We start from the raw sequence: 18,664 nt of genomic DNA on the forward strand, positions 1-18,664 counted from the left end.
CTCAGTTCCCCCTCCTCTTCTTCTCCCGCGCCCCGACGCCGTCGGCGTTGGAGGGGCAGATGCCCAGGATCATCTGGCAGGGGTCGCTCGGCAGCACGATGTTCACCGCGAGCATGCGCTTGTCCTCGCCGATGGGCGCGAAGCCCAGGGCCCGGTAGATGGGGAGCATCTCGTTGAGCGTCCGGACGGCGGGGCCGCCGATGCCCAGCTGCCGGCGCAGCAGCGCGACGGCCCGCTCCGCGGAGCGTACGCCCTGGGTCATGCCGCCGTCGTAGCGCGTGAAGCCGCCGGTGACGGTGTCGGCGGCCGCGGAGGTCCCGGCGGCCAGCCTCTTCACCCGGTCCTGCCCGGCGGTGAGGGTCTCCAGGGTGGTGCCTCCCGAGGTGAGGACGGCCCCCACGTCCGCCCCGATCCCGCGGATCCGGGCCAGCCTGGCGAGGTCGCCCACGAACGCGCGGGCGTTGCGGCGGTGCTCGTGCGCGACGTCCACCAGGACGGCGGTGTTGCCGACCAGGCCGCGGATCTCGTCGCCCTGTCCGGCGAGCGCCGTGCTGAGCGTGTCGAGGATGACCGCGACGTCCGTGGGGTCGATGGCGGTCACCGCCTTGTCGGCGTCGGCCAGGAGGTGGGTGAGGTCGCCGCTCTCGGAGGTGCGGGCGATGTCCTGGCCGTCGGCCAGGAACGGGCCGGTGCCCTCGTGCTCGCCGGGGATGAGGTTGACGAACTTGGGGCCGAACACCGACTCGGGCTCCACCGCCGCCGTCGCGGAGTCGGGCACCCGGACGCCGGGGTCCAGCCGCAGGGTCAGCCGCGCGCCGCTCGTCCCGGCGAGCTCGATCCTCTCGATCCGGCCGATGGTGACGCCGCGCAGCTTGATGGGCGAGCTGGTGGTGAGTCCCTGGCTCGCGCTGCCGACCGCGGCGGTCAGCGCGATCCCCTCGGTCGCGAACGGCTTGGCGATCAGCAGGTGCGCCGCCGCCGCGAGGCCGGTCAGGGTGGCGGCGCTGATCAGCAGCCGGGTGCCCTTCGACAGGTGGTCCAGGTTCATCCGGCGAGCCTCACTGTTCCGCCCTGCCCCCAGAACACGTACGACAGCAGCAGGTTCAGCGTCACGATCGTCACGATGGACGTGCGGATCGCCCGCCCCGCCGCGCGGCCGACGCCGACCGGTCCGCCGCTGGCGTAGTAGCCGTAGTAGCAGTGGATCGCGATGACCGCGAAGGAGAAGATCCCGACCTTCACGGTGCTGAAGATGAGGTCCTCCATGGGGAGGTACAGGTAGAAGTAGTAGTCGTAGACGCCAGGTGCCAGGTTGAAGAAGGACGTGGAGATGAACCTGGTGGCGAAGAAGCTGGCGAACAGCGCGATGAGGTACAGCGGCACCAGCGCGACGAGTGCGGCGACGACCCGCGTGCACACGAGGTAGACGAAGGAGTTGATGCCCATGACCTCCAGGGCGTCGATCTCCTCGCTGATGCGCATCGCGCCGAGCTCGGCGGTGAAGGCCGAGCCGCACTGGGCCGCCAGCGCCACCGCCGCGATCACCGGGGTGATCTCGCGGACGTTGACGAACGCGCCCACCAAGCCCATGAACGACTCGGCTCCGATGACCTGGAGGCCGGTGTAGACCTGGAGGCCGACCTCGGTGCCCAGGAACAGCGACATGACGAAGATGACGAAGACCATGCCGCCGCCGACGACGGTGGCGCCGACGCCGATGACGATGTCGCTGATCTGCAGGCCGACGGTCTTGGCGTACTTGAACCGGAGAACGATGTCGCGGAGCGAGTAGAAGAGGACTTTCGCCAGGAAGACGGGCCAGGTGGCCATGTCGGCGAACCGGTCGACGGCGCCGCCGGAGATGCGGGTGAGGCCGATGACGGCCTTGCGCGGGAGGTGGATGTACATCACGTCACCGGGGGGTAGGCGAGGAAGTAGATGGTCGTGATGATGTAGTTGAAGGCGAAGACGAGCATGAACGAGACGACGGTCGACTGGTTGACCGCGCGTCCCACCCCGACGGGGCTCTGCGCGCAGTTCATGCCCTTGTGGCAGGCGACCAGGGCGGAGATCATCCCGAACAGCCATGCCTTGAACAGGGTGACGAACAGGTCCGAGGTCCGCAGGAGCCCCATCGCGCCGTCGACGTAGGCGCCGGGCGTGACGCCCTGGAGCAGGACGTTGAAGACGAACCCGCCGACGGCGCCGGACATGATCACCAGCGAGGCCAGCATGGTGGAGACCAGGGAGGCCGCCCACATGCGCGGGGTGACCAGGCGGTGGACGGGGTTGACGCCCATCACCTCCATGGCCGCCAGCTCGTCGCGGATGTTGCGGGCCCCCATGTCGGAGGTGATGGCCGAGCCGCCCGCCCCGGCGATGATGAGCGCGGCGGCGATGGGCGCGACCTCGCGGACGAGGCCGACGATGACGGCGCCGCCGGTGGCCGACTGGGCGCCGAGCTGCCCTGCCAGGTCGCCGACCTGGAGGGCGACGGTGGCGCCCAGCGGCAGCGCCACCAGGATGACGGGAAGGGTGGTGACCTTGGCGAGGAAGACGCACTGCTCCACGAACTCCCAGAACCAGGCACGGATGTCCCAGGTGCGGCGCAGTCCCTCGAACCCGATGGCGAACATCTCACCGAGGGAGGAGAGCCCCCGGTGGACCCGCGCCACGGGCAGATGGAACGTGGTCATGTGCGGCCTCTTTCTTCCTCGAGGCGGAGGAGACGACTGAGGAAGCGACAAAGATAATGTATATAATCAACAATATTGCCAACTCGGTCACCGTAACCTGCGTCACATCCCCACAGCAACCCCTTTCACTTTTCGAAGAGGCATCGATCGATGAACACGACAGCGACGGCGGAGGGCGCCATGGACGAGCTGGGTGGCCGGACGGCCGCGATCACCGGTGCCGGCAGCGGCATCGGCCGTGCCCTGGCCCTGCGGCTGGCCGGTGAGGGAATGGACCTGGCCCTGGCCGACGTGCAGCCCGAGGCACTCGCCGAGACCCGTGAGCTGGCGGCCGCGTACGACGTCAGGATCGTCTCCCGGGTCACGGACGTGGGGGAGGAGCGGGAGGTCGAGGCGTTCGCCGACCTGGCGTTCACCGAACTCGGCGCGGTGCACCTGCTCTGCAACAACGCGGGCGTCTTCGCGGGCGGGCAGGTGTGGACGAGGCCCGCCGCCGACTTCGAGTGGTCGCTGCGGGTGAACCTCTGGGGCATCCTGCACGGCCTGAGGGCCTTCGTCCCCCGCATGATCGAGCAGGACACCGAGGGCCACATCGTCAACACCTGCTCGGTCGCCGGCCTCTTCGTCGGTCCCGGCTCCGCCCCCTACACCGTCTCCAAGTGGGCGGCCTTCGCCGCGACCCTCTCCCTGGCCCAGGAGCTGGCCCTGCAGGGCTCCAAGCTCCGCGCCTCGGCGCTGTGCCCCGGCGGCGTGACCACCCGCATCCACGAGTCCGAACGCGTCAGGCCGGCCGGCCTCGCCAGCGAGCCCGGCGACGACTCGGCCTTCATGCTGGAGATGATCAGGACGACGGTGGAGAACGGCATCTCTCCCGAAGAGGTGGCCGCCCAGGTCGTGGACGCCGTGCGGTCCGGCCGCTTCCTCGTCCTCACCCACCCCGCGTACACCGAGGGCCTGTCCGAACAGGCCGAAGCCCTCATCAGCGGCGGGCTGCCCCGCATGCCCGACTACGAAGGGAAGGGATGACGGCCACGCTGAAGCCTGCCTTCCCCGTCTGTGGCAAATAGTCCGATATTGGGGAGTCGGATCATCAGCAGGCCCTGAGGACGAAGAGAAGGAAAGGGCGGAGCGTTCGCGAAATTTCCGTCATCATGCCTTCCCGCGAGGCTATGCGCGGGAAGGGCGGCCACGTGCTGCTGACCGTCGAGGGCCGAAGCCGTCCGGGGCCCCGCCGTCGAGCGGCGGGGCCCCGGCGCCGGTCAGTGGCCGAAGAGGTCGCCTTCGGTGAACATGTCCTTGAACATGGAGGAGTAGTCGGGGCCGCGGCGCAGGTGGTGACCGCCGTCCACGTTGATGACCTGGCCGGTGATCCAGGAGGACTCGGGCCCGGCCAGGAAGCGCACGGCCTCGGCGATGTCCTCCGGCTCGCCCACGCGGGCCAGCGGCATGCAGGACAGGTAGTCCTCCAGGATGGGCCCGGTGTCGGCGATTCCGGCGACCAGTTCGGTGCGCACCATGCCCGGCCTGATCCCGTTCACCCGGACGCCGAAGTGGCCGAGCTCGTCGGCGGCGAGCTGGACCAGGTGGTCCACGGCCGCCTTGGACACGCCGTACGCGCCGAACCAGCGGTGGGTGTTGGAGGACGCGATCGAGGAGATCGCCACGATCGCGCCGCCGCCCGCCTCGACGAGCGCCCGGGCGCCGTGCTTGATGGTGAGCATCGTCCCGGTGGCGTTCAGCTCCAGGGTCGCCCGCCAGGCCTCGGTGTCCAGCGAGCCGAGCGGCCCGATCGAGGTGGAGCCGCCGGCGTTGGCGACGATCGCGCGCAGCGTGCCCCGCTCGGCCGCGCGGGCGACGGCCGCGGCGACCTGCTTCTCGTCGGTGACGTCGGCGACGATGTAGTCGGCGTCGCCACCGAGCCTCTCGACCGCGCCCCGCAGCCTGTCCTCGCTGCGTCCGCAGATCGTGACGGCCGCTCCGTCGGCGAGGAGCCGTGCCGCGCAGCCCAGGCCGATGCCGCTGCCGCCACCGGTGACCAGCGCGGAGGTTCCCTTGAGCGAGCTCATCTTCTTCTTCCTTCTTTCCTCAGGGGGTGAGTCGGGGGGTGGGGGTGAAGCGGACCTTGAAGGTCTCGTATCCCGACACGAAGTTCGCCGGGCGGTAGGCGGGCTCCCGGTCGTCGACCGGCTCGATGTCGGGGAGCCGCTTGAGGAGCTGCTCGAACATCACCCGCAGCTCCAGCCGGGCGAGGCTGTTGCCGAGGCAGAAGTGCGGGCCGTTGCCGAAGGCGATGTGGTCGTTGGGGGAGCGCGTGACGTCGAACCGGTCGGGGTCGGTGAAGACGTCCGCGTCGCGGTTGGCCGACGGGTAGAGCAGCAGGACCTTGTCGCCCTCCTTGAGGGACCGCCCGCGCAGCTCGAAGTCGCGGGTGACGGTGCGGTTCATGTTCTTGATGGGGGAGACCCAGCGCAGCATCTCCTCCACGGCCGTGGGGATGCGCCCCGGGTCGTCGATGAGCAGCCGCCGCTGGCCGGGGTTGACGCACAGCTGGTACATGCCGCCGGAGATGACGTGCCGGGTCGTCTCGTCGCCGCCGATGAGGATGAGCAGGGACTCCTGGACGAGCGAGTCGTGGTCGAGCCGGTCCCCGTCGACCTCGGCGTGGACGAGGGTGCTCAGCAGGTCGTCCGCCGGGCACTTGCGGCGCTCCTCGACGGCCTGCCCCGCGTACTCGGTGAAGCCGTTGAAGGCGTCGCCGGCCTTGACCATCAGCTCGGGGTTGTCGCCGCCGGTGAGGCCCTTGACCATGTCGTCGGACCAGGTGAGCAGCAGCCCGCGGTCCTCCGGCCGGAAGCCCAGCGCGTCGCCGATGACGATCAGCGGGAGCATCGCGGCGATGTCGGCGACGAAGTCGCACTCGCCGCGCTCGCAGACCGCGTCGATGATCTCGTCGCAGACCCGGCGCAGGTACTCCTCCTGGTCGGCGACGCGGCGCGGGGTGAAACCGCTGCTGACCAGCTTGCGGCGCATCTTGTGCTGCGGGTCGTCCATGTCGATCATCATCGGCATGGCGAAGGAGTCGGGCCGGATGCCCTGGGCGTTGGAGAAGACCTCGGGCGTGCGGGAGGCGAGTCTCAGGTCGGCGTGCTTGGACAGGCCCCATACCCTCGCGCGCGGGTCCCAGTAGACGGGGGCGTTCTCCCGGATCCAGCGGAGCTCGTCATGGGGATTGCGGCCCCAGAACTCCCCGCTGATCAGGTTGATGGCGTCGTTGACGGGCTGGTCCTGCATGGAACCTGCTTTCTTGCCGAGGGATGGGCGGCGGTCGTCAGGGGCGTTCGATCACCAGCGGCAGCTTCGCCAGGCCGCGGACGTTGCTGGAGTAGTGCCGCTCCACGCCGTCGGGGTCGATGGCGAAGTCCGGGAAGCGCTTCAGCAGCTCCTCGAACGCCACGCGGGTCTCCAGGCGGGCCAGGGAGGCACCCAGGCACAGGTGGCGTCCGAAGCCGAAGCTCACATGGCGGTCGATGTCGCGGTGGATGTCGAAGGTCTCGGGATCGGGGTACTTGCGTTCGTCGTGCACGGCCGAGCCGGTCAGCAGGATCACCCGCTGGTCGGCGGGGATGACGGTGCCGCGCACCTCCACCTCCCGGGTGGTCCACCGGCCCTGGTAGTGCGAGGGAGGGTCCCAGCGGAGCATCTCTTCGACGGCGTTGGGGATGAGGCCGGGGTCGGCGACGAGTTCGCGGCGCTGGTCGGGATACCACGACAGGGCGATGACGCCGTTGGGGATGAGTTTGGCGACGGTCTCGTGCCCGGCGAAGGCCAGCTCAAGGAACCGTGAGGCCAGTTCGTCGTCGCCCAGGGAGCGCAGGTTGCCCTCTTCGTCCTCGACTTCGGTGGTCATGAGCATGGTGATGACGTCGTCGCCAGGGTCCTTGCGCCGCTCCTTGACCAGGCCGGTGAGCAGTACCAGCAGTTCGGCGCTGGCCTCGTAGACGTCCGGGGGGATGCTCATGTCCTCGTTACGGGCGGCGACCCGGTCGCTGAGGTGGTGGATGCGCTCGCGTTCGGCCTCGGGGATGCCGATGAGCTCGCTGATGACGTCCAAAGGCAGCCGGAAGGAGAACTCCTCCACCAAGTCGAACCGGTCGGCATCACGCACCTTGTCCAGCAGTTCGGCCGCCGTGCGGCGGATGAACGGCTCCAGCTGGGCGATGCGCCGCGGGGTGAACAGCCGGGCGACGATCTTGCGGTGGAAGGTGTGCTCGGGAGGGTCCTTGACGATGAGGAACGGCGCGCCCTGGTCGACGCCCTCGATCGTGACGCCGTGCGCGCTGGAGAACACGTCGGTGTCCAGGTGGGCGGCGATCACGTCTTCATAGCGGGACAGCGCCCAGAACCCGACCTCCTCGTTGCGGTACACGGGAGCCTCGTCACGAAGCGCCTTGTAGACGGGGAAGGGGTTGTGGACCGTCCGGCGGTTGAACGGGTTGTACTCGACCATCGCAAGCTCCTTGCTACGCCGGGCCGTCGACGGGAGGCCGGGAGGGGAGGGGATGGCCGGAGGCGTCCACCACCGGTGAAGGGGAGCGCAGGACCAGCTGCTCCATGCACACCCCCGGCTTGCCCAGGCCGGAGGCGACCACACCGAGCAGCACCTCGGCCACGTCCGACGGGGACATGAACTCCTCCTGGGCGAGCCCGCGGGAGATCCAGTCGGTCAGGACGTGGCCGAGCAGCTCTCCGTCGAACTCGTTGCCGAAGTCGGTGGGCATGGTCGCGCCGATGACCACGTTCGTGAAGCGCAGCCAGGGGTGCTCGACCCGCCAGGCCTCGATGAGGCGCTCCAGCGCGGCCTTGCTGGTGGAGTAGGCGCCGATCCCGGGGCGGGGCTGGTACACGCTCTCCGACGACAGCGCCAGCACCATGGCGCTGCGGTCCAGCAGCGGCAGGGTGCGGCGCAGCAGCCTGTTGACGCTCAGCACGTTGGTCTCGAAGAGCCGCCGCCAGTCCTCGTCGGCGGTGTCGGCGACCAGTTTCAGCGGCGCGGCGCCGACGCAGGAGACGACGACGTCGAGCCCGCCCAGTTCGGAGCCGATGGTCTCGGCGAGCCGGGCGCAGTCGTCGTCGCTGGTGAGGTCGGTGACGACCGGGATGCCGCCGCCGGCCTCGGCGCGCAGCTTCTCCAGCTCCTCGGCGCGCCGGGCGGCCAGGACGACCCGGGCCCCGGCGCGCACGGCGCCCGCGGCGAAGTTCCGCCCGATGCCCGCCGAAGCCCCGGCGACCAGGACGCGCGCGTCCTTCAGTGAGGTGAGGTCCATCAGCAGGCCTCCGCGATCGTCTTGATCTCCAGGTACTCCTCGAAGCCGGCCACGCCGCTCTCGCGGCCGACACCGCTCTGCTTGTAGCCGCCGAAGGGTGCGTCGGCGCCGTAGAAGAGGCCGCCGTTGACGGAGATGGTGCCGGTGCGGATGCGGTTGGCGACCGCGCGCGCCCGCTCCTGCGAGGCGCTGCACACCATGCCGGACAGCCCGTAGGCGGAGTTGTTGGCGATGGCGACGGCGTCGTCGTCGCCATCGTGGGCGATGACCGCGATGACGGGGCCGAAGATCTCCTCCTGGGCGACGGTGGCGTCGGGGGTGACGTCGGCCAGCACGGTCGGCTCCACGTAGTAGCCGCGTGTCAGGTGTTCGGGGCGGCCGCCGCCGAGCGCGATGCGGGCGCCTTCGGCGACGCCCTGCTCGATGTAGCCCAGGACGCGGTCGCGCTGGCGCGCGTTGATGAGCGGCCCCATGAGGACGCCCGGATCGGTCGGGTCGCCGCAGGGCCAGCCGGTCAGCGTCTGCACCAGCTTCTCCACGCCCTCCTCGTAGCGGCTGCGCGGCAGGATGAGGCGGGTGAGGATCGCACAGCCCTGCCCGGCGTGGGTGGTGATCTGGAAGGCGGCGTTGCCGACGACGGCGTTCATGTTCGCGTCGTCCAGGGCGATCAGGGCGGACTTGCCGCCGAGCTCCAGGAAGACCTTCTTGATGTTCTCCGCGCCGCTGCGCATGACCGCGCGGCCGGTGGCGGTCGAGCCGGTGAAGGAGATCATGTCGACCCGCGGGTCCTCCGACAGCCGCTGCCCCAGCCGGTGGTCCGAGCCCGCGACGACGTTGAACACCCCGGCCGGGATGTCGGTCTCCTCGGCGACGATCCGGCCCAGCAGGGTGGCGTTCCACGGGGTGTCGGGGGCGGGCTTGAGCACGACCGTGCAGCCGGCGGCCAGCGCGGAGACGACCTTGGCCAGGACGATCTGGACGGGGAAGTTCCACGGGGTGATCGCGCCGACCACGCCGATCGGCTCGCGGCGGGCGATGCGGCGGGACCTGATGCCGAAGGGGGAGGCCACGCCCAGGTCGGTCTCCCAGGCGTAGTTCTCGGCCAGGTCGGCGACCCAGCCGATGCCCTCGACGGGGGTGGCGAACTGGGCGCCGTCGGTGAGGGTGACCGGGCAGCCGACCTCGGCCACCACCGCCGCCTTCAGCTCCTCGGCGTTCTTGGTCAAAGCCTCCTGGAGCCGGCGCAGGCAGCGCACCCGGAAGGCGTGGTCGGTGGACCAGGAGGTGGTGTCGAAGGCGCGCCGGGCCGCCGCGATCGCGCGGTCCATGTCGTCCGCCGTGGCGTCGGCGGTGTGGCCGATCACCTCTTCGGTGGCGGGGTTGACGTTGGGGAAGACACCTCCGTCCGAGGCGGGGACGAGCTCGCCGTCGATGAGGAGGAGCTGCTCGCGTCCGGTGCCCGAGGTCATGGAGCCTCCGCGGAGTAGGGGAGATATGATTTTGAAAACTTAATGTTATATATCATTTGCCTCTCGGGCGTCGGCCGACGGCCTCCCCCGGCACGGCGGAGAGCCCGTGTCCCGGAGCGGAACCGCTCCTGCGACACGGGCTCTTCGTTCATCCCTCGGACTGTACAGACCGTGCCCTCCCTCGGGAAGACCCGAGGCGAGACCAGAGTCTCATTCCGGGTTCGGGCGGCTCGATGTCGGGCTCCAGCGCCGGCAGATCGGCGGCGTTGGGCGTTCACGGGATGACGTGGCACGATGCGGTGGATGAGCAGCAGACCCGATCCGGCGCAGCGGTTGAGCGATCTCGCGCGGTTGCGCCGCGTCCGGGACCGGATCGACCGGGAGTACGCGCAGCCGCTGGACGTGGAGGCGCTCGCCCGGGGGGTGAACATGTCGGCGGGGCATCTGAGCCGGCAGTTCCGGGCGGCCTACGGGGAGTCGCCGTACTCCTATCTGATGACGCGGCGGATCGAGCGGGCGATGGCGCTGCTGCGGCGGGGCGACCTCAGCGTCACCGAGGTCTGCTTCGAGGTGGGCTGCTCGTCGCTGGGGACGTTCAGCACGCGCTTCACCGAGCTGGTCGGGGTACCGCCGAGCGTCTACCGGCTGGAGGGGGCGCGGGCGACGGAGGGGATGCCGTCGTGCGTGGCCAAGCAGGTGACGCGACCGGTCAGGAATCGAGAAGCGCCGCCCTCGCAGGAGTGACTAGCGTGGGGCCATGGAAGACACGATGAACACGGCCGCGCAGCACGTCGCCGACCGCCACGACCTGATCCGGGTGCACGGGGCGCGGGCGAACAACCTGAAGGACGTCAGCGTCGAGATCCCCAAGCGTCGGCTGACGGTGTTCACCGGTGTCTCCGGTTCGGGCAAGAGCTCGCTGGTGTTCAGCACGATCGCCGCGGAGTCGCAGCGGATGATCAACGAGACGTACAGCTCGTTCGTGCAGGGCTTCATGCCGACGCTGGCACGGCCGGACGTCGACGTCCTCGAGGGGCTGACGACCGCGATCATCATCGACCAGCAGCGCATGGGCGCCGACCCGCGCTCCACGGTCGGCACCGCCACCGACGCCAACGCGATGCTGCGCATCCTCTTCAGCCGGCTGGGCCAGCCGCACATCGGCCCGCCCGGCGCGTTCGCCTTCAACGTCCCCTCGGTCCGGGCCAGCGGCGCGATCACGGTCGAGCGCGGCGCCAAGAAGACGGTGAAGGCGACCTTCAACCGGCTCGGCGGCATGTGCCCGAACTGCGAGGGCCGGGGCGCGGTCTCCGATATCGACCTGTCCCAGCTGTACGACGACACCAAGTCGATCTCCGAGGGCGCGTTCACGATCCCCGGCTGGAAGTCCGACAGCTTCTGGACGGTGCGGGTCTACGCCGAGTCGGGCCTCGTCGACCCGGACAAGCCGATCCGCGACTTCACCGAGCGGGAGATGCGGGACTTCCTCCACCACGAGCCGGTCAAGGTGAAGATCGACGGGGTGAACCTGACGTACGAGGGCCTGATCCCCAAGGTCCGCAAGTCGTTCCTGGCCAAGGACAAGGAGGCGCTGCAGCCGCACATCCGGGCGTTCGTGGAGCGCGCGGTGACGTTCACCGCCTGCCCCGAGTGCGACGGGACCCGGCTCAGCGCGGAGGCGCGCTCCTCCAAGATCGCGGGGATCTCCATCGCCGACGCCTGCGCGATGGAGATCAGGGACCTGGCCGAGTGGGTGCGCGGCCTGCACGAGCCGTCGGTGGCGCCGCTGCTGAAGGCGCTCGGGGAGACCCTGGACTCGTTCGTGGAGATCGGCCTCGGCTACCTGTCGCTCGACCGCCCGGCGGGCACGCTGTCGGGCGGCGAAGCGCAGCGCGTCAAGATGATCCGCCACCTCGGCTCCGCGCTCACCGACACCACCTATGTCTTCGACGAGCCCACGGTCGGCCTCCACCCGCACGACATCCAGCGGATGAACGACCTGCTGCTGCGCCTGCGCGACAAGGGCAACACCGTCCTGGTCGTGGAGCACAAGCCGGAGGCGATCGCGATCGCCGACCACGTCGTCGATCTCGGCCCGCGCGCCGGAGGCGAGGGCGGGCAGGTGGTCTTCGAGGGCACCGTCGAGGGGCTGCGGGCGAGCGGCACGCTCACCGGCCGCCATCTCGACGACCGCGCCGCCCTCAAGGAGGCGACCCGCGAACCGTCGGGCGTCCTGGAGATCCGCGGCGCGAAGCGGCACAACCTGCACGACGTCGACGTCGACATCCCGCTCGGCGTCCTCACCGTCGTCACCGGTGTCGCCGGTTCCGGCAAGAGCTCGCTGATCCGCGGTTCGGTGGCGGGCCGGGAGGGCGTGGTGTCGGTCGACCAGTCGCCGATCAAGGGTTCGCGGCGGAGCAACCCGGCGACGTACACCGGGCTGCTCGAACCGGTCCGCAAGGCGTTCGCCAAGGCCAACGGGGTGAAGCCCGCGCTGTTCAGCGCCAACTCCGAGGGCGCCTGCCCGGCCTGCAACGGCGCGGGCGTCATCTACACCGACCTGGCGGTGATGGCCGGTGTCGCCACCACCTGCGAGGAGTGCGAGGGCAGGAGGTTCCAGGCGGAGGTGCTGGAGTACCGCCTCGGCGGCCGCGACATCAGCGAGGTCCTCGCGATGCCGGTGACCGAGGCCCTGGAGTTCTTCGGCTCGGGGGAGGCGCGCATCCCGGCCGCGCAGCGCGTCCTCGGCAGGCTCGCCGACGTCGGTCTCGGCTACCTCACCATCGGCCAGCCGCTCACCACGCTCTCCGGCGGCGAGCGGCAGCGCCTCAAGCTGGCCGTCCACATGGCCGAGGAGGGCGGCGTCTACCTCCTGGACGAGCCGACCAGCGGCCTGCACCTCGCCGACGTCGCCCAGCTGCTCGCCCTGCTCGACCGCCTCGTCGACGCCGGCAAGACGGTCGTCGTCATCGAACACCACCAGGCCGTCATGGCCCACGCCGACTGGATCATCGACCTCGGCCCCGGCGCCGGCCAGGACGGCGGCCGCGTCGTCTTCGAGGGCACCCCCGCCGCCCTCGTCGCCGCCCGCGCCACCCTCACCGGCGAACACCTCGCCGCCTACGTCGGCGCCTGACCTCGCGGGCACCGGGCGCACCCCGCTCACCGGCCTGCCGGCCGCGGAGCGGGGTGCGCCGTCAGGGCATGCGTCCGGCCGTACGGAAGAGCTATGGTGAGAATCTCTCATGCCCGGGCGGGCGCCGAGGCGGTTCGGTGCTCGAAGGCCGCCCGCCCCCGTGCCGCACGACCCGCGGGGAGCCGCCGTGTCCGTGAGCGAGGAGCCCGAGGCCGCGGTGGTCCGGGTGCTGGAGGCCGTGGCCCGGACCGGGGACGTGGCGGAAGCACTGGAGCCGGCGGCTCTCGATGCGGCGTGTGAGCTGCTCGTCGCGGTGGCGGAGCGGACGGATCTGCTGCGGAGGCCGACCGCTGCGGATCGGGTGTCCCTGGAGAGGCTGGCGCTCTTCCACATGGCGCGGGCCCAGGCGCTGATCGACGCGGGGGACGAGCGGGAGGGCGGGGACGCCTGGGGCGCGGCGTTCGCTTTCGTGCGGCTCGCCGGGGAGGAGGCGCTGCGCACCGAGGCCTCCTGGCTGCTCTTCCAGGAGGCCGAAGGATTCCGGCAGCTGGATGACGTCGGCCTGCTGCTGGGCGCCGTCGTGCTTCCCGGACTGAGGGGCCTGCTCGCCGGAAGGATGCGTCATCTGCTGCCGACGCTGGTGGCGTTGCAGCGGAGGAGCGTGGAGGAATGCCGTCTGGAGGAACATCTGCCGACCTTCTGGCTGAACCTCGCGACAGTCGTCCGGATAGATGGATTTCTCCGGGGTGACGGGGCGGCGCTGGAGGAGGCGGTGCACTGGTCACGGCGGTCGGTGGAAGCCGCTGATCCCGAGGACGCCGTGGGGCGGTGCGTCAGACTGGCCGATCTCGCCTTCAGCCTTCTGCACGTCGCGGAGGCGGTGGATCCGAAGTACGCGCCCGAAACCGAGCAGGTGGCGCGGCAGGCCCTCGCCGCGTGGGTGGACGACCTGCCTGATCCCGGTCTGATCCATGATGTGCTGGGCAGAGCCCTCCATCTCAAGGCGGTGTTCTCGGGAGAGCACCAGGTGCTCTCCGAGTCGCTGGTCCATCACCGTCGGGCGGTGGAGCTCACGCCTCCCGGAAGCCCCCAGCGGGAGATCCGGCTGCTGGCCTTGGCCGACGTGCTCGTGGCCGCGGAGGGAGCCGGTCTGGAGGCGGACGGCATCGACACGGCCATGGCGGCGTACGAAGAGCTCATCAGTGGTCTCCCGGAGCACGCCGATTTTCCGCACTGGCAGCACCAAATGGCGCTCGCTTTGCGGGCCCGCGGCCACAAGAACGGCTCCGAGGAGGATTTCCGCGCAGCGGCCGATCTGCTGGAAGAGGCGATCACCGGCCTGGATCCGCGTGCCGAAGGATCCGCCGGCGCCCGGAGCCTGCTGGCCGAGTGGCGGTCCGAAGACCACGGGGCACTCGGGGAGACCGATGATCCCGCGCTGATCGAACAGGCGCGGGCGGCTTTGGCCTCCATCCCCCGTACCCATTTCCAGTGGCACGTGGGGGCGCGCAGGCTGGCGGAACTGCTCACCAACCGTCATCGGCAGACCGGGGACGTCGCGGCTCTCGACGAGGCGGAAAGGCTGTCGCGCGAGGTGCTCGAGGCGGCGCTCGCTTATGGCGATCCCCGCTCGGCGGGCGAGCGCAAGGAACTGTGCCATGTACTGCTGGCGCAGTGGCACCGTACCGGGGAGGTCGCGTTCGTCGAGGAGGCCGCGGAGACGATGAGGCCGCTCCTGTCGCCGGAGGAGGACGCCGACGCACATGTCCTGGAGCTTTACGCCCGCTCTCTGCACGCGCGTTACCACCATGACAATGATGCCCGGACCCTGACGGCGGCGATCGAGGCGCAGCGCCGGGCGGTCCTCGCGGCATCCGGGGAAAACCGTGCTCTGAGCAGGGATTTCCTCGGAGTGCTGCTCAACGGCAGATATCTGAACACAGGATCCACGGCCGATTTGGACGAGGCGGTACGTCTGGGGGAGGAGGCCCTGTCCGTTCTCTCGGAGGAGTATCCCGGACGGCGTCATCTGCTCTTCAATCTCGCGGAGCGCCTGCAGCACCGTTACCGGCGGACCGGCGCGAAGGATGACATCGTCCAGGCCCTGGAACTGGCACGCGCGGCGGCGCTCCTGCCGCAAGACGCCCGTACGGCGGGTATCCACGGGCATCTGACGAGCCTGCCGATCACGCTGGTCGAGCACTACCGGCGTACGGGGGACCGCGCTCTGCTGGCGGAAGCCATCGATCTGCTGCAGTCCCTGCTCGACCGGCTGCCGACGGCGCATCGCGACCGCTCGGCCCTTCTGTCGGGGCTCGGCTACGCGCTCCTGATGCGTTACATGGAAACGGGCGATGACCGGGATCTGGCCGAAGCGGAGCGCTTTTGCCGGCTCTCGCTGGAGATGACCGCTCCTTCGAGCGGCTCATGGGCCGTCCGGGCGGGCAATCTGGTGACGGCGCTGGCCGCCCGTTACGAGGCGACGGGTGAGCAGGCGGTCCTCGCCGAGGCGGACGCGCTCATCCGGTCCGGGCTCACGCTGGCGCCCCGGGGAAGCCCCGCCTGGGTCAACCTCATGTCCGCATACGGGGCGTTGCTCACGACACGTGCCCATCGCGAGGACGACCCGGCGGTGCTGTCCGCCGCCGCCGACACCCGCCGTGCTCTTCTCGGCGAGATCCCTCCAGGGGTTCCGGGCAGGGCGGCGGTCGCCAACGGGCTCGGTCGCGCCTTGCTCCGCCTGTACATTCTCACCGAGGACCGGCGCCTCCTGGGGGAAACGGTGGAGGCCTTCCAGACCGCGGTCGACGAGCTGCCCGAGAACCACCCTGAGCGCGCCGGGTTCTGGAAGAACCTGGCCGTGGCGCTGACCTTGCAGTCGGACACCGGTTGGAATCCCCTGCGCAGGCGCAAGGCCCGGAAACTCGTCCGCATGGCCGAAGCGGCGGTCGCGGACGAGGGTGTGCTGCGCACCAACGTCCTCTATACGGCGGCGTTGGTCACGAGCCTGCGCCCGCGGGACGTACCGCGTACCCTGCGCATGCTGCAGACCGCGGCCGAGTACACGGGAAGCCCGCCGGGTGACCGGCTGGGCTCCGCCGTCAGCTGGGCGGAGCTCGCCCGGCTGACGGGAGACCTCCCCGGCGCGCTCACCGCGTACCGGCTGGCCCTGGATCTGCTGCCCCTGCTGGCGCCGCGCACGGCGGACGCCACCGACCAGGAGTACTGGCTGAGCCGGTCGAGCGGACTCGCGTCGAACGCGGCCGCGTGCGCGCTCGACGCCGGAGACGCGGTGAGCGCGGTGGAGCTTCTCGAACAGGGCCGCGGGATCATGTTGTCCTACAGCCTCGACACCGGCGGCGACCTGGATCTGCTGCGCGCCGCGCGCCCGGAGACCGCCGAGCGCTTCGCGGAGCTGAGGCGGCGCATCACCCGCGTCGCCCATGCGGCCGAGCGGTCCGGGGATCTCGGCGGGGTGACCGCCCTCGGTCTGCTCCAGCGCCTCAACGAGGAGTGGGACGCCCTGCTGGGCGAGATCCGGGCGCTTCCGGGGTTCGCCGGCTTCCTGAGGACCCCCGTCCTGGCGGACCTCCTTCCCCGGGACGACTCGGCCGTCGTGATGCTGACCTCCGCGGAGAGCCGGTGCGACGCGCTCGTTCTGACCCGCGGGGGAGTGCTGCCGGTGCCGCTGCCGGAGCTCGACCAGGGCGCCGTCCTGGATCTGCGCGCCCGTGTCACCACCGCGACGATGATCATCAATGCGGGCGCCGAGGCGGACCTGGAAGAGCATCTGCACGCCGAAGAGCTCCTCCGCACCACCCTGCGGGAGCTCTGGCACAAGGCGGCGCTCCCGGTGCTCACCGCGCTCGGCCGCACCGGCCCGCCGCCGCCCGACACCCTCTGGTCCTGGGTGCACTGGATCACCTGCGGTGGTTTCGCGGGGCTGCCGGTGCACGCCGCCCAGGATCCCGCCGCCGGAGACGACGCGTGCGTGCTGGAACGGGTCGTGTCGAGCTACACGCCGACCGCCCGGATCCTGCAGGAGGCCAGGCGCACTCCGGCCCGTCGGCCGCTGCGGTGGCCCGAAGTGCTAATCGTGGGGGGCGACGACACGGGACTGCGGCCGCGCATCGAGGACGAGATACGCCTGCTGCGCAACCGTTTCCCGCGGTCGCTCAGGCTGCGCGAGAACGAGACGGCGGTGGAGGGCGTGCTGGAGGCCCTGGCGTCCGCGGACATCGCTCATTTCGCCTGCCGCGCGACGAGCGACCCCGCACGGCCGTCGCGGAGCCGCCTCCTGCTCGCGGGAGGAGAGCTGACGGTCGGAGACCTCGGACGGATGCGCCGTACACCGGCTCGTCTGGCCTACCTGTCGGCGTGCGCGACGGCACACGTGGCGGTCGACGAACTGGCCGACGAAGCCGTTCACGTGGCGTCGGCGTTCCAGCTCGCCGGTTTCCGCGGAGTCATCGGCACACTGTGGCCGATCGCCGACGGAGCGGCCGCCGCGCTGGCCGCGGACTGCTACGAACGGCTCGCCCGCAACTGGGATGATCCGGCTTTCGCCGTTCACGAGGCGGTGCGCAGGCGAAGGGAGGCGGCGCCGCTGCTCGTCCGAGACTGGGCGGGGCTGGTCCACGTCGGCGTCTGAAGGCGGCGGTCCCGGTGGCGGGGTTCAGGATCCTTTGCGGAGGATCCGGGTGATCTCGCGTCCCGTACGGAGGGTGAGCGGTGCCGTGTCCTCTTCTGACACGAGGTTGAGGGCGGCGGCGAGATCGCGCAGATGGAGGTCCACGATCGCTTCGATCGTCCCCGCCAGTTGTCCGGCCGCGGACCTGCCGGTCCGCCAGGCCAGCAGCAGGACGAGGGCTCCGGCGATCAGGGCGGGGTACCACAGGACGCCGAGCAGGCAGTAGAGGACGCCCCATCCGGCCGATCGCGCGATGCGGTCGAAGGAGTCGCGGGAGCGGAGGAACTCCGCCCTGCCCTGCTCTTCGGCGATCAGCAGGAAGTGGGGCCAGGCGAAGTCGAGGTCGAGGCCGTAGGTCTGCTCGACGCGGGTGTTGACCGCGGCGAAGCGGTCGGCGATCCAGGTGGGCTGGGTGGGGACGGCCAGCGAGACCGCGTTGCGCCGGGCGGTGAGGCGCGTGATCTCCGCCTCGTCGGTGCTTTCGGCGGGCGAATCCGGTGACACGAGGTCGTCGATGGGCGCGTCCAGCGCGTTCCACCGCCGGACGCGGCGGCGGACGAGCCCGGCGCGGAACGGTACCGCGCCGAGCCACATGCGCTGCACCGCCCATCCCGCCAGTTGCGCGCCGAGCCCGGCGGCCAGGACGAGCAGGAGGGCGACGGCCACGGTGACGATGACGTCGGCGGTGCCCGCCTTGGCGAGCACCGTCAGGTGCCGTCCGGACCAGCGGGCGAATCCGGACAGGTCCAGCAGGGATCCGTGCGCGGCGAACAGTCCGAGGACTCCGTCGGCGGGCCGCCATCTGGCCAGCCCGAACACGTAGTAGGCGACACCCAGGAACAGCAGCCCGGGCAGGGCCACCGCGGTGGTGAGCCGGCCCGCGAGGCCCTTGCCGAACTCGCCGAGGAATCCGTTCACGGGCGGGGCCTCATGTCCGCAGCGCCCCTCCGAGCAGGGCGCAGGAGGGCGGCGCCGCGCCCGGCCGCCTCCGCCAGCGGCGCGCGCAGGTGCCGTGCGGGCAGCGGAGGAACTCGATCACCGGGCTTCCGGGGGAGGCGAGCGGCAGGGCCTGCGCTCCCGGGATGTCCAGCGGGCCGGGCACTCCGCGATGCGATTCGACGAGGAAGGGGATGCCGACCGCCGCGCTCATCTCCATCAACGCGTCCCGGGCGTTCTCCGGCAGGCTCCCTGTCGCCAGGAAGGCGTTCCGGAGGCGTTCGGCCTCCTCGCGGCGGTCGGAGCCGAGAAGATGGGGCAGGGCCGCGCACAGGAAGGCGGCCAGCTTCCGCTGTTCGTCGGCGCGCTCGTCGAGTCCCAAGAGATCACCCTTCTTTCGATGCCAGAATTCC

14 protein-coding genes are annotated in these 18,664 nt (G+C 70.6%); 4 read left to right on the forward strand and 10 right to left on the reverse strand.

From position 1 onward, the window contains the following. Position 1: 1 nt before the first annotated feature. The 3 genes from ABD140_RS07160 to ABD140_RS07170 are packed head-to-tail and all read right to left on the reverse strand — an operon-like array spanning position 2 to position 2,696. The gene (locus tag ABD140_RS07160) at positions 2 to 1,048 is read right to left on the reverse strand and encodes an MlaD family protein (RefSeq protein ID WP_344238055.1); all 1,047 of its coding nucleotides are present in this window, start codon (positions 1,046 to 1,048) and stop codon (positions 2 to 4) included. Further along, positions 1,045 to 1,908, reverse strand: coding sequence for an ABC transporter permease (locus ABD140_RS07165; protein ID WP_344238536.1), 864 nt, complete (start codon positions 1,906 to 1,908; stop codon positions 1,045 to 1,047). Before ABD140_RS07165 ends, ABD140_RS07160 begins: the two co-directional genes overlap by 4 nt. Continuing rightward, the gene (locus tag ABD140_RS07170) at positions 1,908 to 2,696 is read right to left on the reverse strand and encodes an MlaE family ABC transporter permease (RefSeq protein WP_344238057.1); all 789 of its coding nucleotides are present in this window, start codon (positions 2,694 to 2,696) and stop codon (positions 1,908 to 1,910) included. The genes ABD140_RS07165 and ABD140_RS07170 overlap by 1 nt, the downstream gene beginning before the upstream one ends. 150 nt (positions 2,697 to 2,846) lie before the next feature. Between ABD140_RS07170 and ABD140_RS07175 the strand changes: the two genes are divergently transcribed. Beyond that, a complete protein-coding gene (locus ABD140_RS07175) occupies positions 2,847 to 3,722 on the forward strand; it encodes an SDR family NAD(P)-dependent oxidoreductase (protein WP_344238058.1) in 876 nt (291 codons plus the stop codon). A 233-nt stretch (positions 3,723 to 3,955) separates the two neighbouring features. Here ABD140_RS07175 and ABD140_RS07180 read toward each other — a convergent pair whose 3' ends face one another. Genes ABD140_RS07180 through ABD140_RS07200 form a run of 5 tightly spaced genes read right to left on the reverse strand, consistent with a single transcriptional unit; the run spans position 3,956 to position 9,489 of the window. Beyond that, positions 3,956 to 4,762, reverse strand: a complete 807-nt coding sequence (locus tag ABD140_RS07180; protein WP_344238059.1) for an SDR family oxidoreductase — start codon at positions 4,760 to 4,762, stop codon at positions 3,956 to 3,958. Positions 4,763 to 4,781: 19 nt separating this feature from the next. Then, on the reverse strand, positions 4,782 to 5,987 hold the full coding sequence (locus ABD140_RS07185) for a cytochrome P450 (protein WP_344238061.1): 1,206 nt from the start codon (positions 5,985 to 5,987) through the stop codon (positions 4,782 to 4,784). Between the two features lie 37 nt (positions 5,988 to 6,024). Continuing rightward, complete coding sequence (locus tag ABD140_RS07190; protein WP_344238063.1) at positions 6,025 to 7,203, reverse strand: cytochrome P450; 1,179 nt, start codon at positions 7,201 to 7,203, stop codon at positions 6,025 to 6,027. Between the two features lie 13 nt (positions 7,204 to 7,216). Then, a complete protein-coding gene (locus ABD140_RS07195) occupies positions 7,217 to 8,020 on the reverse strand; it encodes an SDR family oxidoreductase (RefSeq protein ID WP_344238065.1) in 804 nt (267 codons plus the stop codon). Then, a complete protein-coding gene (locus ABD140_RS07200) occupies positions 8,020 to 9,489 on the reverse strand; it encodes an aldehyde dehydrogenase (RefSeq protein WP_344238067.1) in 1,470 nt (489 codons plus the stop codon). Before ABD140_RS07200 ends, ABD140_RS07195 begins: the two co-directional genes overlap by 1 nt. 303 nt (positions 9,490 to 9,792) lie before the next feature. Here ABD140_RS07200 and ABD140_RS07205 point away from each other — a divergent pair, with 303 nt between their 5' ends. The 3 genes from ABD140_RS07205 to ABD140_RS07215 all read left to right on the forward strand — a co-directional run bounded on the left by ABD140_RS07205 (position 9,793) and on the right by ABD140_RS07215 (position 17,276). Beyond that, positions 9,793 to 10,233: a helix-turn-helix transcriptional regulator gene (locus ABD140_RS07205; RefSeq protein WP_344238069.1), complete on the forward strand. Its 441-nt coding sequence runs from the start codon at positions 9,793 to 9,795 to the stop codon at positions 10,231 to 10,233. Positions 10,234 to 10,246: 13 nt separating this feature from the next. Continuing rightward, the gene (locus ABD140_RS07210; RefSeq protein WP_344238070.1) at positions 10,247 to 12,625 is read left to right on the forward strand and encodes an ATP-binding cassette domain-containing protein; all 2,379 of its coding nucleotides are present in this window, start codon (positions 10,247 to 10,249) and stop codon (positions 12,623 to 12,625) included. Positions 12,626 to 12,812: 187 nt separating this feature from the next. Beyond that, positions 12,813 to 17,276, forward strand: a complete 4,464-nt coding sequence (locus ABD140_RS07215; RefSeq protein WP_344238072.1) for a CHAT domain-containing protein — start codon at positions 12,813 to 12,815, stop codon at positions 17,274 to 17,276. A gap of 24 nt (positions 17,277 to 17,300) precedes the next feature. Here ABD140_RS07215 and ABD140_RS07220 read toward each other — a convergent pair whose 3' ends face one another. Next, positions 17,301 to 18,233 carry a hypothetical protein gene (locus ABD140_RS07220; protein ID WP_344238074.1) on the reverse strand — a complete coding sequence of 311 codons (933 nt, stop codon included), beginning with the start codon at positions 18,231 to 18,233 and terminating at the stop codon, positions 17,301 to 17,303. Positions 18,234 to 18,243: 10 nt separating this feature from the next. Next, positions 18,244 to 18,633, reverse strand: a complete 390-nt coding sequence (locus tag ABD140_RS07225; protein WP_344238076.1) for a hypothetical protein — start codon at positions 18,631 to 18,633, stop codon at positions 18,244 to 18,246. Positions 18,634 to 18,664 lie beyond the last annotated feature (31 nt).

The organism is Actinocorallia libanotica (genome assembly GCF_039525175.1).
GTDB lineage: Bacteria > Actinomycetota > Actinomycetes > Streptosporangiales > Streptosporangiaceae > Actinocorallia > Actinocorallia libanotica.